The sequence below is a fragment of the Nocardia carnea genome (genome assembly GCF_029868325.1).
Taxonomy (GTDB): domain Bacteria; phylum Actinomycetota; class Actinomycetes; order Mycobacteriales; family Mycobacteriaceae; genus Nocardia; species Nocardia carnea_C.
In genome coordinates this window covers 1-13,270 of sequence record NZ_JARWNW010000048.1, presented here as the reverse complement: position 1 = coordinate 13,270, position 13,270 = coordinate 1, and the positions used below count along the sequence as shown (strand labels likewise).

The 13,270-nt window shown below is 67.2% G+C and carries 12 protein-coding genes; 6 read left to right on the top strand and 6 right to left on the bottom strand.

The genetic code is table 11. The features are described 5' to 3' along the window. The first annotated feature begins 290 nt into the window (after positions 1–290). Positions 291–989 carry an IclR family transcriptional regulator gene (locus QH196_RS02440; RefSeq protein ID WP_280414103.1) on the top strand — a complete coding sequence of 233 codons (699 nt, stop codon included), beginning with the start codon at positions 291–293 and terminating at the stop codon, positions 987–989. Between the two features lie 4 nt (positions 990–993). Here QH196_RS02440 and QH196_RS02435 read toward each other — a convergent pair whose 3' ends face one another. After that, positions 994–2,898 (bottom strand): FAD-binding monooxygenase, encoded by a 1,905-nt coding sequence (locus QH196_RS02435; protein WP_280414102.1) that lies wholly within the window; start codon positions 2,896–2,898, stop codon positions 994–996. Between the two features lie 129 nt (positions 2,899–3,027). Further along, positions 3,028–4,380, bottom strand: a complete 1,353-nt coding sequence (locus tag QH196_RS02430; protein ID WP_280414101.1) for an MFS transporter — start codon at positions 4,378–4,380, stop codon at positions 3,028–3,030. Positions 4,381–4,831: 451 nt separating this feature from the next. Between QH196_RS02430 and QH196_RS02425 the strand changes: the two genes are divergently transcribed. The 3 genes from QH196_RS02425 (at position 4,832) to QH196_RS02415 (ending at position 7,359) form a co-directional block, all read left to right on the top strand. Next, positions 4,832–5,689, top strand: coding sequence for a GntR family transcriptional regulator (locus QH196_RS02425; RefSeq protein WP_280414100.1), 858 nt, complete (start codon positions 4,832–4,834; stop codon positions 5,687–5,689). 84 nt (positions 5,690–5,773) lie between these two features. Continuing rightward, a complete protein-coding gene (locus QH196_RS02420) occupies positions 5,774–7,207 on the top strand; it encodes an amidase (protein WP_280414099.1) in 1,434 nt (477 codons plus the stop codon). Then, positions 7,204–7,359 (top strand): hypothetical protein, encoded by a 156-nt coding sequence (locus QH196_RS02415; RefSeq protein WP_280414098.1) that lies wholly within the window; start codon positions 7,204–7,206, stop codon positions 7,357–7,359. The genes QH196_RS02420 and QH196_RS02415 overlap by 4 nt, the downstream gene beginning before the upstream one ends. Positions 7,360–7,417: 58 nt before the next feature. Here QH196_RS02415 and QH196_RS02410 read toward each other — a convergent pair whose 3' ends face one another. After that, positions 7,418–8,056 (bottom strand): TetR/AcrR family transcriptional regulator, encoded by a 639-nt coding sequence (locus QH196_RS02410; RefSeq protein WP_280414097.1) that lies wholly within the window; start codon positions 8,054–8,056, stop codon positions 7,418–7,420. A 138-nt stretch (positions 8,057–8,194) separates the two neighbouring features. On the opposite strand from QH196_RS02410, the gene QH196_RS02405 reads away from it, so the two are divergent. Then, a complete protein-coding gene (locus QH196_RS02405) occupies positions 8,195–10,195 on the top strand; it encodes a hypothetical protein (protein WP_280414096.1) in 2,001 nt (666 codons plus the stop codon). A 116-nt stretch (positions 10,196–10,311) separates the two neighbouring features. On the opposite strand, the gene QH196_RS02400 is transcribed toward QH196_RS02405, so the two are convergent. Continuing rightward, positions 10,312–11,223, bottom strand: a complete 912-nt coding sequence (locus QH196_RS02400) for a D-alanyl-D-alanine carboxypeptidase family protein (RefSeq protein WP_280414095.1) — start codon at positions 11,221–11,223, stop codon at positions 10,312–10,314. A 139-nt stretch (positions 11,224–11,362) separates the two neighbouring features. Between QH196_RS02400 and QH196_RS02395 the strand changes: the two genes are divergently transcribed. Further along, positions 11,363–12,145: a GTP pyrophosphokinase gene (locus QH196_RS02395; protein WP_280414094.1), complete on the top strand. Its 783-nt coding sequence runs from the start codon at positions 11,363–11,365 to the stop codon at positions 12,143–12,145. Positions 12,146–12,260: 115 nt separating this feature from the next. On the opposite strand, the gene QH196_RS02390 is transcribed toward QH196_RS02395, so the two are convergent. Together QH196_RS02390 and QH196_RS02385 are read right to left on the bottom strand one after the other, a co-directional pair. Beyond that, positions 12,261–12,458, bottom strand: a complete 198-nt coding sequence (locus QH196_RS02390; protein WP_280414093.1) for a ferredoxin — start codon at positions 12,456–12,458, stop codon at positions 12,261–12,263. 5 nt (positions 12,459–12,463) lie between these two features. Then, a partial coding sequence (locus tag QH196_RS02385) for a cytochrome P450 (protein ID WP_280414092.1) occupies positions 12,464–13,270 on the bottom strand: 807 nt, incomplete at its 5' end.

The window sequence follows — 13,270 nt, the reverse complement described above, 5'->3', positions numbered from 1 at the left end:
CGCCGTGCCTCCCGCGCGCTGCAGCCGATCCAGCCACAGCGTTGCCTCCAGGCCGCGGGTCGAATGTCCCATGAGCAGCACCTCGCCCTGTGTTTCCGCGGCGATCAGACGGAGCGATTCGTTGAGTTCGCGGTCGTAGAGCGCGAGGTCGCCGATGAAGTGCGGGGTCTGGTTTTTTTCGGTGACAGCGCGGGCCCGCGCCGTTTTATCGAATACCTAATTACATATTCTACTCTCTCGCGGACCGGCGCGGCCGGGTCCGCGCGGGATGCAGGAGAAGGGGCGGCTTCGTGGCCGACAAACCAGGACAGTCCGCCGGATCGCAGACACTGCGACGAGGTATCCGGCTGCTCGAAATCCTCGCCGCCGCGGGGCGGAGCCTGAGTATCGATGAACTGGCCGAAACGCTCGGCGTGCATCGTTCGGTGGCCTACCGGCTGCTGCGCACACTGGAGGACCACGGTCTGGTCGCCCGCGAACCGTCGGGCCGGATCGTGCTCGGCGCGGGCCTGGCCGCCCTCGCATCGGGGGTGTCCCTCGACCTCCAGCAGGCGGCGCAACCCGAATTGCGGACGGTCGCCAACGAACTCGGGATGACGTGCCTGCTGGTGGTGCGGCTCGACGACGACGAGGCCGTCACCCTCACCAGCGCGGCCCCTGAGCAGAGCGTCGCGGTGACCTACCGTCCCGGCCACCGGCATCCGCTCACCCGGGGCGGTCCGGGTAAAGCGATCCTGATGGAACTGGACGAACATGCCTGGCCGGCGGAGCTGCGTGACGAACTGGCGACCAGTCGCGCGCGCGGTTTCGCCGTCAGCAGTGACGAGGTGGTGCCGTCGCTGCGGTCGGTGGCGGTTCCGCTCGTGATTCCCGGCCAGCCCCGAGGTTCCATTGCCGCGATCCATGTGTCGTTTCCGCGGCCCGAGGCCGAGATCGCCGAGCGCCTGCGGACCGCGGCGGGGCGGGTCGCGCGGACGCTCGGCGGCTAACGAATCAGACCGCGCTGGAACGGGTTACGAAGATCCCGGCGAAGAAGTCGGCGAGTTCGCCGGTGGCGTCGAGCGGCAGGATATGGGAGACGTACTGGTCCGGCCGCACGATCACCATCGCGCCGTCCCGGGAGACGCCGCGCGCGGCGAAGATATCGTCGGCCGGCTCGGTCGCATACACCTTCTCGTAGTCGGTGAGCTGGAACGGCCCGACCTTCGGCAGGAACACCGCGGGCACCTTGCCAAGGTCCACATCGGCGTGGGCCTGCTGGTAGATCACCTTCACGTCGAACCAGGCGTCGAGGTCCGCATCCTGGGGAGTGTGCGCGAGCAGGGGTGAGGACGGTGCGGTGACCAGCCATTCGGCCAGGTCGGCCGTCCGGGAGGGTTCGCCCGCGGCCGGCGCATCGGCGAAAACATAGATACGCCAACGACCGTCGGCCGTTGCGTGATGGCCGAGCTGTTTCGGGTTCGCGTCGCATACCCGCGTAACCAGGTTCGACTTGAACCGCTTACCCACCGGGAACCCCGTCGCGAGCTCCTGCCGGCTGTTCCCGGCGACCAGCATCGACGGCGTGTATTCGGTCATGAAACCGGCCGGGAACTCCGCGGTTTTGACGTAGAACTCCTCGAGCTGGGACGGATCCTCCATCTCCTCGGGCCGGGTCGCCATCAGCGTCGACCATTCCCGGTCGAAGTCGATGAGGTTCTGCGCGATCACCTGACGTTCGGCCGAGTAGGTGTCGAGGATCGATTCCGGTGCCCGGCCGTCGAGCACATGCCCCAGTTTCCAGGCGATATTCCAGCCGTCCTGCATCGACACGTTCATTCCCTGTCCGGCTTTCGCCGAATGGGTATGGCAGGCATCGCCGGTGATGAAAACGCGCGGGGTCCGGGTGCCGATGCGGTCGGGGTGCACATCGTCGAACTTGTCGGTCACCCGGTGGCCGACCTCGTACACGCTGCGCCACGCCACATGTTTCACCGTCACCGTGTACGGGTGCAGGATCTTGTTCGCCCGCGCCTCGACCTCTTCCTGCGAGGTCAGCCGGACTTTTCCGCCGTCGTCTTCGGCTACTTCACCGAGGTCGACATACATCCGGAACAGATGGTTGCCCTCGCGCGGGATGTGCAGGATGCTGCCGCCGTCGTGCGATTGGATGGCGCATTTCAGGCGGATATCGGGAAAGTCGGTCTCGGCGAGGACATCCATGACGCCCCAGGCGTGGTTGGCCTTCTCGCCCAGGAACCGGCGGCCGATGGCTTCCCGGACCCGGCTGTGTGCGCCGTCGCACCCGATCACGTATTTGGCCTTGATATTCCGGCTCTCCCCCAGATGCTCACCAGCCGTATGCCGAAGCGTCACTGTGACGGGGTAGTCGACATCGTCCTCGGCCACCTCGAGACCCTCGAATTCGTAACCATAATCCGGTTCCAGCCGCGTCGGTGAATTCCTGGCCACCTCGGCGAAGTAGTCGAGCACCCGCGCCTGATTGACGATCAGATGCGGAAATTCGCTGATTCCGGCTTCGTCGTCGAGAGCGCGGGCCGCGCGGACGATATTCGCCGGGTTCTGCGGATCCGGCTTCCAGAACGCCATCTCGGTGATGCGGTAGGCCTCGGCGATGATGTGCTCGGCGAAACCGAACGCTTGGAAGGTCTCCACACTGCGGGCCTGGATCCCGTCGGCCTGCCCGACCTCGAGCCGGCCGGGCCGGCGCTCCACGAGACGGGTGTTGATATTCGGGAACTGAGCGAGCTGCGCGGCGGCGATCATGCCCGCGGGGCCGGAGCCGACGATGAGCACATCGACCTCGTCGGGAAGTTCGGCGGGACGGTCGATGCCGACACCGGCGGGCGCCTGGATGCGCGGGTCACCGGATACGTAGCCGTGGTGGTGGAACTGCACGGGCTCTCCTCACTCCGTTGCGGGCGAGTCGCATTTGTTCGATAATAGAACAGCGAATTCTAATATTGACTGTTGCGATCGATGGTATGCGGTGACCCGGCTCTCACACAAGTCGGCCCCGGCCCGGGGTCACTTATCCCACGCGTAGATGCCCACCTGCTGCTTTGCCTCATTGGCGGGACTCAGATCGATACCCTTGCGGTCCCGCAGCAGCAATGTGCCGACCAGACCCAGCGCGGTCATACCGAGCAGGTAGTAGGCGACATTCGTCGACGAGCCGGTGCTCTGCTGGATCCACTGCGCGATCGTCGGAGCGAAGGCACCACCGAGGATCGAACCGAGCGCATACGAGATCGACACCCCGGAGAACCGCACCGACGCGGGGAACAACTCGGTGTACCAGACCGACTGGGCGCCGTAGGTGAAGCCGAGCCCCAGCGTGAGCAGCACCAGGCCGGCTCCGAGCAACAGCACGTTTCCGGTGTTCACCAGCGGGAACAGCGTGAGCACGAAAACGCCCTGCACACACCAGCCGATGATGTAGGTGGTGCGGCGGCCGATGAGATCGCAGACCCACCCGGCGGCGAGGGTCGCAAGGAGCCAGCTGATCGACGAGACGGTGACGGCCCACAGCACGTCCCCGCGATCGAGCCCGAGGGCGCCGTCCGGATCGGTGGCGTAGCCCTGGATATAGCCGCCGGTGGTCATATACCCGACAGCACTGTTACCGACGAAGACCAGCGCCGACAGCAGCACCAGCGGAGTGAAGCGCGCGAACAGTTCGACGATGGGCGCCTTGGTCTGCTCCTTGCGCTCCGCGATCTCGGCGAAAACGGGGCTCTCCTCGACACTGCGGCGCAACCAGGAACCCACCAGGATGAGCACAACCGAGAACAGGAACGGAATACGCCAGCCCCAGTTCAGGAACGCATCACCGGGGAAGAGCATATCCATGAGCGCCATCATGGCGCTGGCCATCAGCAATCCGAGCGGCACGCCGATCTGCGGCATGGCACCGAACAGGCCGCGGCGATTGCGCGGCGCATGTTCGACGGCCATCAGCACCGCCCCACCCCATTCGCCACCGGCCGAGACACCCTGCAGGATCCGCAACAGCACCAGCAACAGCGGCGCGCCGATACCGATCGCCTCGTACGTCGGCAGCAGGCCGATCAGCGCGGTCGAGGTACCCATCAGGACGAGCGTGGCCACCAGCACCGGCCGCCGGCCGACCTTATCGCCGAAATGACCGGCAAGGAATGCGCCCAGCGGCCGGAACAGGAAGCTCACGCCGACCGTGAGGAAGGACAGAATCGTACCGAAACCGGACCCGGCCGGTTCGAAGAACAACGTCCCGAACACCAGACCGGCGGCCGAGGCGTAGATGAAGTAGTCGTACCACTCCACCGCCGTACCGACGACGGTGGCGAAAGCGACGCGTCTGCGGTCGACAGCGGAGACGGTCGAAAGATCCGTGGACATCTGCACTCCTTTGTGATGTCGCTGTGAGGTGGGTCTCGCCCGGTAATGCGAGAATGATCGTATATGATTTGAGATATGACAATAGGCGCGGTGTCCCGAGCGCCTATCGAGCCGCGAACCACCTGGTCACAGGCATGAACCGGAGCGCCGGGAACATCGCGATCCGCCGAGACACATCGCTCGGCTCACAGCTCTGAATCCCACGGGTTCGCAGGTGCCGATCCCATACCGGGATCACGAGTGCTCGGCGCAGGCGTCTGCCCACCTCGACCGCGTAACTGCGCAGGAAGACCGACCGAAGGCACCGGCAGAGCATCCGCGTGCTCCGAACCGGCTGCAGCAAATCGGAAACCGCCAGCTCAGACCCTTGTATCCGGCCCGCGGCAGGAAGTAACCGGACGTTTACCCCGGAGCCTTGCCGCGTAACCGGGCCCGGTCGCACGCTACCGGCATGCACGATATCGCCGGAAGCCACCACGTCACGAGCCTCGGCGAACGGCTCGGCCCCGATGAGCGGTCAGGCGACCGATCCGCGTTCGCGGCACAGGTCGGGCGGCTGCTCCCCACCTCGGGAGCCCTGACAGCTCGCCGGCTACGCGATCTACTGCGTGCGGAACTGCGCTCCGGCGCCTTCGGTACCGGGCGGCTACCCAGCGAATCCGAGCTGATGGCCCGGCACCGCGCCTCCCGTGACGTCGTCCGCGCAGCCCTCGACCTGTTGCGCAAGGACGGACTGATCGAACGCCGTCGCGGGCTCGGAACCGTCGCAATCCGGGAGGAGTACATCGTCGCGGGTGCACCACCGCCGGCGGACCGGTCGCTGGAAGAACATCTGGGCCTTGGCCGGATCTCGCCGCGACTGCTGCACTGGGCCTGGCACCCCGCACCCCCGGTGATCGCGGGCCGCCTCGGCGAAGTGGCGGCAGGTGCGGACTGCCTCTGTATCGAATACGTACTGCTACTCGACGACCGCCCACTCGCCGTATTCACGAACTATCTCCGCGCCCCCGAGGCGAGCGGACTCGACCAGGCCACCTTCCGGGACGATTTCTACACCCTGCTGTACTCGAGCGGGGTCGATCTCACCGGTTGTGACGTCGGCGTACAGGCCGGACACGCCGACGAATGCGCGGCGGCGCTGCTGCACATCCTGCCGGGCGAACCCGTCCTGCTGGTCGAGCAGACGATTCGCGACCCGGCAGGTTGTGCGATCGATTACGCGCTCGGCACCTGCCGCGCCGAACTCCAACTCGAGATCGGCGGTATACCCCGTATCGATGCGACCGGCGCGCTGTCGCGCCCGCACTGACCTCGGCCGATCCGCAACGGCCCGGCCGAGCACCACCCCTCCGGCACATCGCGCCAGAGCTCCACCCCGAGAACGAGGACCACCATGACCACGACAATCCCGGTACCCGCACTGCCGACACTCACCGACGCCGCGGCAGCATTGCGGGCCGGAGAAACAACGGCCACCGAACTCATCGAACAGTCGATCGCGGCCGCGCAAGCGGCCGACAGCGAGATCGGGGCGTACCTCACCCGATTCGACGACCACGCCCGGCTGATGGCGACCCGCACGGACGAGCAGATCGCGGCCGGCCGACCACTGGGCCCGCTCGCGGGAATCCCGGTGGGTATCAAGGATATTCTGGCGTACTCCAAGGGGCCGACCACAGCACAGAGCCTGGTGCTGGACCCGGCGTGGGGCGCCGCGACCGGCGACTGTGTCGTGGTTCGCCGGTTGGAGCGAGCCGGTGCGATCGTCACCGGCAAAACCACCACCATGGAATTCGCCATCGGCGCACCGGACCCGGACAAACCGTTCCCGGTGCCGCGCAACGCCTGGGATACCGGCAGATGGGCCGGCGGATCCAGTTCGGGATCCGGTAGCGGGGTCGCCGCCGGGATGTTCTGTGCCGCGATCGGCACCGATACCGCGGGCAGTATCCGGATCCCGGCCGCGTTCAACGGAATCACCGGCCTCAAACCGACCTTCGGCCGGGTCCCCAAATCCGGTGTGGTGCCACTCGGCTACACCCTCGACCATATCGGCCCGATGGCCCGCAGCGCCGCCGACTGCGCCGCCGTTCTGGCCGCGATCGCCGGATACGACAGCTCTGACCCCTACAGTTCACGCGCGCCCATCGACGACTATCTCGGGGCGCTGACCGGCGACCTGCACGGCGTCACCATCGGTGTGGACGATCTGGATCGCTATGCGAGTGGCGGTATCGACCCCGCCCAGCCCGCATTGTTCACCGCGGCGGTGGACCAACTACAGGCGGCAGGCGCAACGGTGGTACCGGTCCAGGTGCCGATGTATCCGGAGCTCACCGCCATCGATATCGTCGTCATGCTCGCCGAAGCGCACGCCTACCACCAACCCACCCTGCGCACCCGATGGTCGGACTACGGACAGGCCACCCGGATCATCCTCGCCGGCGGCACAGGTATCAGCGGCGCGGATTATGTTCAGGCGCAACGTGTCCGACGCATCGCACAGCAGCGGATGGCGGAACTGCTCGCCGCCGTCGACCTGATCGTCACACCGACCGGTCACCTCGGCGCACCGGCGCTGGACGCCATGGATCCGCTCGACCCGCTCGGTGTGCTGCCCTCGTTGCACACACCGTATTGGAACCCGCTCGGCAATCCCACACTCGCGGTGCCGATCGGGCTGTCCAGCGCCGGCACTCCACTGTCGATGTCCCTCTCCGGCAAGCATTTCGCCGAGGCGGCGGTCCTGCGCGCCGGAGATGCCTTCCAGCGCCGAACCGATCACCACCTGCAGAACCCCACCGACCACCGAGGAGAAACCCGATGAGTAATGGCACCCCGGAATTCCGGGCCGGCGACACCGCCGAGAACACCGCGGTCGAGGCGATGTGCCGGCTGGTCGGTGAGATGGCGGCCCTGCTGCACCGTGTCGACGAAGCCCGCTATACCGATCCGAGCGGCGGTTTCACGGTCGGCTGACCATCCGCTGTGGCTCTCGCGACCCCAGCCATCCGGGACGGGCCGGCGCAGCCGGTTCTCACAGACCGGCCTCGGGATCGAGCAGCTGCTGTCTGGCCGCCATCCAGTTCTGCCCGGTCAAGCGTCGGAACGCGTCCAGCAATAACGTGCCGAGGTCGAACGACGGTTCGACCGACCACTGGGTCTGCAAACCGGTCCAGGTGGCCAGGAACTGGCGGGCCACCTCGGCGGGGTCCAGACCCGGATGCGCCAGGCCCGCCTCCTGCCGTGCGGTGATGATCGCGGTCCATCTGTTCCGCGCCCGGGTGTAGTGCTCGGCGAAGAATTCCTGCGCCGGATGGCCGGGCGTCCCGGCGTATCCGGCCAATGTCGTATAGAGCTGGGCGAGCTCCGGGCGGAGTCTTGTCGCGTAGTTCCGCAGTCGTTCCAGATCCAACGCCGTGTTCCCGACGGGCGATGCCCGTTCCTCGTCTTCGTCGAACGCCTGGCGCAACGCCGCCACCAGCAGATGGTCACGGGTCGCGAAGTGGTACAGAACGGTGGCCTCGGCGACGCCGGCGCGGGCCGCGGTTCCGGCGGTGGTCACGCCCGTGTGCCCTTTCTCCAGCACCAGGTCCAGGACCGCACGGGCGATCGTCCGGCGGCGGGCCGCGGTCCCGGCGTAGGTACCGCGGCTGCGGGCCGATGCTGTCGACATGCTGCGACTCTATCCGGAGCCGAACTCTGAGTACACCATCGTTTTCATATCGCGATTCACGTGACGATAGCAGCGTAGACGCCAATCCTTGCGAGATCTACAGTGATGTACTCGAATTTTGCCCCCTGAGGAGACTCTGTGGTTCACGCGCCCGATCCCGACTTCACCGCGCCCTACACCGATATCGACGAGTGGCGCGAAAACCCCGTGCCCCACCGTTACGTGCACGGCGGGTTCGGCGGCACCGACACCCGGTTCTCGGTGTACCTGCCGCCTGCCGAGCATTACGGCGGCCGCTTCTTCCAGCACATCACGCCGGTACCCGACAGCGAGCACCTCGCCCAGAGCGCCACCGGCCGCGAGGACAAGATCGGGTTCGCGTTCTCCTGCGGCGCCTACTTCCTGGAGACCAACGGCGGCGGCAGTCCCGCGACCCCGGGCAGCGCGGGCGATCCGACCGTCACCGCTTACCGCGCCAACGCCGCCGCCGCACAGCACTCCCGCGAGATCGCCCGGAGCGTCTACGGCGACCATCGCCCGTACGGCTACGCCTACGGGGGTAGCGGCGGCGGTTACCGCACCATCGGCGGCGCGGAGAGCACCGAGGGCGTATGGGACGGGTTCGTGCCCTACGTCATCGGCAGCCCGATGGCCATCCCGAACGTTTTCGCCGTCCGCATGCACGCGCAGCGGGTTCTGCGCCACAGTCTCGATCGAATCGCCGATGCCGCCGACGCGGGTTCACCGCACGCCGTCGAGGACGGCCTCACCGAGGACGAGCGCGCAGCGTTGGCAGAGGTGACGCGGATGGGTTTCCCGACGCGCTCCTGGTTCGGCCACCGCACCATGGGATTCCACGCGTTCGGCGCCCTTTACCCGCATGTCCGGGGCGTCGACCCGGCGTATTTCGAGGACTACTGGACCACCCCGGGCCACCTCGGCGCGGACCCCTCCGCCTCCGTGCACGCGGACCGCATCCGTCACCGCTGCCGGACCACCGGCACCCTCACCCGCGAGCAGGCCACCGCGCGCGGCATCCCGGATCACCGGGCGGCCGGAACACCGCAGGGCGGAGTCGATGTGGCCTTCAAGGGTCCTGCCGGAGCCGAAAGCGCCGTCGTCGCTGTCGGTGTACCCGGGTTGCCCACCGATGCCCCGATCCAGGGAGCCGACCTGGTGGTACTCACCGGCCCGGCCGCCGGGGCCCGCGCCACCGTCACCGGCCTCCACGGCGAAATCGCGGTGCTCGATACCCCCGACAGCACCCTGGCCGGGCTCGAGCCCGGCGATACCGTCGAAATCGACAACAGTGCTTTCCTCGCCGCCCAGACCTACCATCGCCACCAGGTACCCGGCCCCGATTACCCGGTATGGGACCAGTTCTGCGAACAGGACGGAACCCCGCTGTACCCGCAGCGCCCACTGTTGCTCGGCCCGCTGTTCACCGAGGCCGCCTCCGGTCACCTGCCCACGGGCCGTTTCACCGGGAAGATGATCGTCGTGGCCTGCCTGCTGGACCGCGAGGCGTTCCCCTGGCAGGCCGACTGGTACCACCGGCAGGTCCGCGACCATTTCGCTGACCGCACCGACGACCATTTCCGGCTCTGGTACGTCGACCACGCCCTGCACGGCGACGACGACCGCCAGGAACACCCCACCCGCACCGTCAGCTATCTCGGCGTACTGCACCAGGCGCTGCGCGAACTCAGCGCCTGGGTCGAAACCGGCCGGCCGGCCACCGCCACCACCCGCTACACCGTCGACGACGGCCAGGTCCACGTCCCCGCCCGCGCCGCCGACCGCCGCGGCGTCCAGCCGGTCGTCACCCTCACCGCAGACGGTGCCGACCGCGCTGAAACCACCACCGGCCGGCCCGTCCGGCTGAAAGCCGTCGCCGAAACACCGCCGGGCGCCGGGCTGATCGTCTCCCTCGCCTGGGATTCCGACGGCACCGGCTCCTTCACCGACACCACCGGCCTCTCCCCTGCCGCTACTGTCACGGTGGAACGCGACCACGTCTTCACCGAGCCCGGAACATATTTCGTCACCGTCCGCGCCTCTGCCCAACCGGACGGTGACCCCGCCACCCCCTACGCCCGAATGGACAACCTGGCCCGCGCCCGCATCATCGTCGAATGAACGATCGACACGCGGACCCCGGCGAGGCGGGTCGGCGATCGGCGAATCGGTATGTCATCAGTACTGGTAGTCGGTGGGGCCGGACCGACTCGACTGCTCAGCAGCCGCTGTCCCGGTCAGCCGATGGGCAGCGAGCTGAGGATCGGGACGAAACCCCAATCCATGATGCGGCGGGCGTCGGCTGTCGCGGCGTCCAGGTCGTGCGGTGAACTGTTCAGAACCACCCCGATCAACCGCTGGCCGCCGCGGGTCGCCTCGAACAGCAGACAGGTCCCGGCGGCGTTCGTGGATCCGGTCTTGATACCCGCGGTGCCCGGATACTCCTGGAGCAGGCCGTTGGTGTTCTCCCAGACGTGATGCCGGTTCGCGGGCCCGGCCGGCTGGTGCTGGACCGGTGTTCCGACGATCTGCCGGAACACCGGGTTCGCCATCGCGTGCCGGCCCAGCCGCACCAGCTCTGCCGGCGTGGAGTAGGTGGCGAAATCGTCGGGGACGGGCAGACCGCTGGGGTCGGTGAAATGCGTATTCGGCATACCCAGCCGGTGCGCGGTGGCGTTCATCTTGGCGATGAAAGCGTCGCGGCCGGGTCCGAACGCTTCGGCGAGCGCGTAAGAGGCGTCGCAACCGGACGGCAACATCATCGCGTACAGCAACTGCCGCGCTGTGAGCACTTCCCCCGCCACCAGGCCCGCGGTACTGCCCCCGTAAGCGGCGGCGGAGTCGACGGCCGCCTGCGACACCGTGACCGGCCGTTCCAGATCACCCGATTCGAGCACGACCACCGCCGTCATCACCTTGGTGAGGCTGGCGATAGGCAACCGGGTATCCGGCTGCCGCGACCACACGATCACACCGGTATGGGCCTCCGCCAGCGCCGCCCCGGACGCCTGGACGCCCTCCGGCTGGAGGGTCAGCGGAAACGGGAGCTGAGCCGAGCCACCCGGAACCGGGGCGGCCGCGACGGTAGGCGCGAAGACGACGAGCACTCCGGCGAGGACCGCCGGCAGCACGCGGGTATAGGTTCGCATCGCCACATTCTGTCGCCTGACCTGGCCCAACGGTGGGATATCCGCCCCGTGCCGTCGCCGCCGATCCAGCCTGCCCGGAATCATGGTGGATATCACTCGAGGTGGCGGGTAAATCGCTGGTGAAGGCACAATGGGCGTAATGAAGCCCTGGCATCCGGACACCACAGCCGTCGATGGTTTCTCCGGCGAGTCGGGGCGAGTCGATATCGAGCATGTCCATGCGCTGCGCGAACAGTTCGTCGACTTCGTGCTCGGCTACAAGTTCGCTATCGACGAGATCACCACGAAGATCAATATCCTGCGCGAGGATTTCAACAGCACCCACGAGTACAACCCCATCGAGCATGTGCGATCGCGACTGAAATCGCCCGAAAGCGTGCTGGAGAAGGTGCAGCGCAAGAATTACCCGATGAATCTGGCGGCGATCCGAGAAAATGTGCTCGATATCGCCGGGGTCCGGGTGGTCTGCAGCTTCATCTCCGATATCGCCGCGATCCGGGACATGCTGGTCGGCCAGGAAGACATCACCCTCCTGGAGGAGCGCGACTACATCGCCCACCGTAAACCGAACGGCTACCAAAGCCTGCACCTGATCGTGTCGATCCCGGTGTTCCGCTCCGCACGCACCGAACGGGTACCGGTCGAAATCCAGATCCGCACCATCGCCATGGATTTCTGGGCCAGCCTGGAACACAAGATCTACTACAAGTACCGGGGCGAGGTGCCCCCGAATCTACGCAGCGATCTCGCGCAGGCCGCCGAAGTCGCCACGCAGCTCGACGAGAAGATGGAAGCGCTGCACCGCCAGGTGGACCGCACTGCCCACGTCCGTACGGGTCCGGCCGATTCCCTGGACCTCACCGGCCTGTACCAGAGTCTTGCGGCAGAGCGTTCCGCGCGCCCCGGCTCGCCCGAGCGGTGACGGTAGACCGGTCATACATCACCTCGGCGCGGACCGTCGCCACATGAGGGGGCCGCGCGACTACCCGATGTCGACCCCACCACGATCCGAACGCGGCCCTCTACGACGGGACCGGTCACGGGCTCTCGGACAGCTGTATCGCGGCAGCGGGACACTCCTGTTCGGCCGCCCGCACCCTGACGTGTAGCTCGGGCGATGGTTCTGCGTCGAGCACCACCGACCTGCCGTCGTCGGTCTGCTCGAAGACCTCGGACGCGTTCAGTACGCACATTCCTGCACCGATACACGACCGGCGGTCCACCGATACCCGCATCCGGCTCACCACATGACCGGCAGGCTGTGCACGCCGTAGACATCCGCGCCGTGCCGCAGCGGTACGGCGTCGGGCGCTACCGCGAGGCGGAGCTCCGGGAAGCGAGACACCAGTGCGGGCAGAGCTACTCGCATCTCCACGCGGGCGAGTTGCTGCCCCAGGCATTGGTGGGGGCCGTACCCGAAGCCCAGATGGCCGGTGGCGTTGCGGTGGATATCCAAGGTATCGGGGTCATCGAACCGGCGGGCGTCCCGGTTCACTGTCTGCAGCGACAGGGCAACGGTTTCGCCCGCGGCGATCGTCCGGCCGGCCAGCTCGATATCGGTGAGTGCCACACGCGAGTTGGTGTGCACGATGGTCAGGTAGCGCATGAGTTCTTCGACTGCGCGGTCCGCGAGGCCGGGGTCGTTGTGCAGCGCAGCGAACTGGTCCGGGTGGATGAGCAGGGCGAAGGTGCCCAGACCGAGCATGTTCGCGGTGGTGTCCAGGCCGGCGCCGAGGAGAAAGGTGCCGATTCCGGCGAGTTCGTCGTCGCCGAGGTCTGTGGCGGTCAGATCACTGAGCAGATCGTCGGTCGGAGCCGCGCGTTTCGCGGCGACCAGACCGCGCACATACTCCTCGATCGCTGCGAAGGCCGTGAGCTGATCGGCTTGACTGCTGTCGGCACTGTTGACGGCGAGCGCATGGTGTTCGAAAGCCGCCCGCTCCGCGAACGGCACCCCGAGCAGCTCGCAGATCATCTGCGCCGGGATCGGGTGCGCGAACTTTTCGACGAGGTCCAGCGGCCCACCCGAGTCCGCCATCGCCGCCAG

Excerpts from the sequence above, each read along its gene's own strand:
- QH196_RS02395 (WP_280414094.1), top strand. The coding sequence starts at position 11,363 with ATGAAGCCCTGGCATCCGGACACCACAGCCGTCGATGGTTTCTCCGGC.
- QH196_RS02410 (WP_280414097.1), bottom strand. The coding sequence starts at position 8,056 with ATGTCGACAGCATCGGCCCGCAGCCGCGGTACCTACGCCGGGACCGCG.
- QH196_RS02420 (WP_280414099.1), top strand. The coding sequence starts at position 5,774 with ATGACCACGACAATCCCGGTACCCGCACTGCCGACACTCACCGACGCC.
- QH196_RS02425 (WP_280414100.1), top strand. The coding sequence starts at position 4,832 with ATGCACGATATCGCCGGAAGCCACCACGTCACGAGCCTCGGCGAACGG.
- QH196_RS02415 (WP_280414098.1), top strand. The coding sequence starts at position 7,204 with ATGAGTAATGGCACCCCGGAATTCCGGGCCGGCGACACCGCCGAGAAC.
- QH196_RS02390 (WP_280414093.1), bottom strand. The coding sequence starts at position 12,458 with ATGCGGGTATCGGTGGACCGCCGGTCGTGTATCGGTGCAGGAATGTGC.
- QH196_RS02400 (WP_280414095.1), bottom strand. The coding sequence starts at position 11,223 with ATGCGAACCTATACCCGCGTGCTGCCGGCGGTCCTCGCCGGAGTGCTC.
- QH196_RS02430 (WP_280414101.1), bottom strand. The coding sequence starts at position 4,380 with ATGTCCACGGATCTTTCGACCGTCTCCGCTGTCGACCGCAGACGCGTC.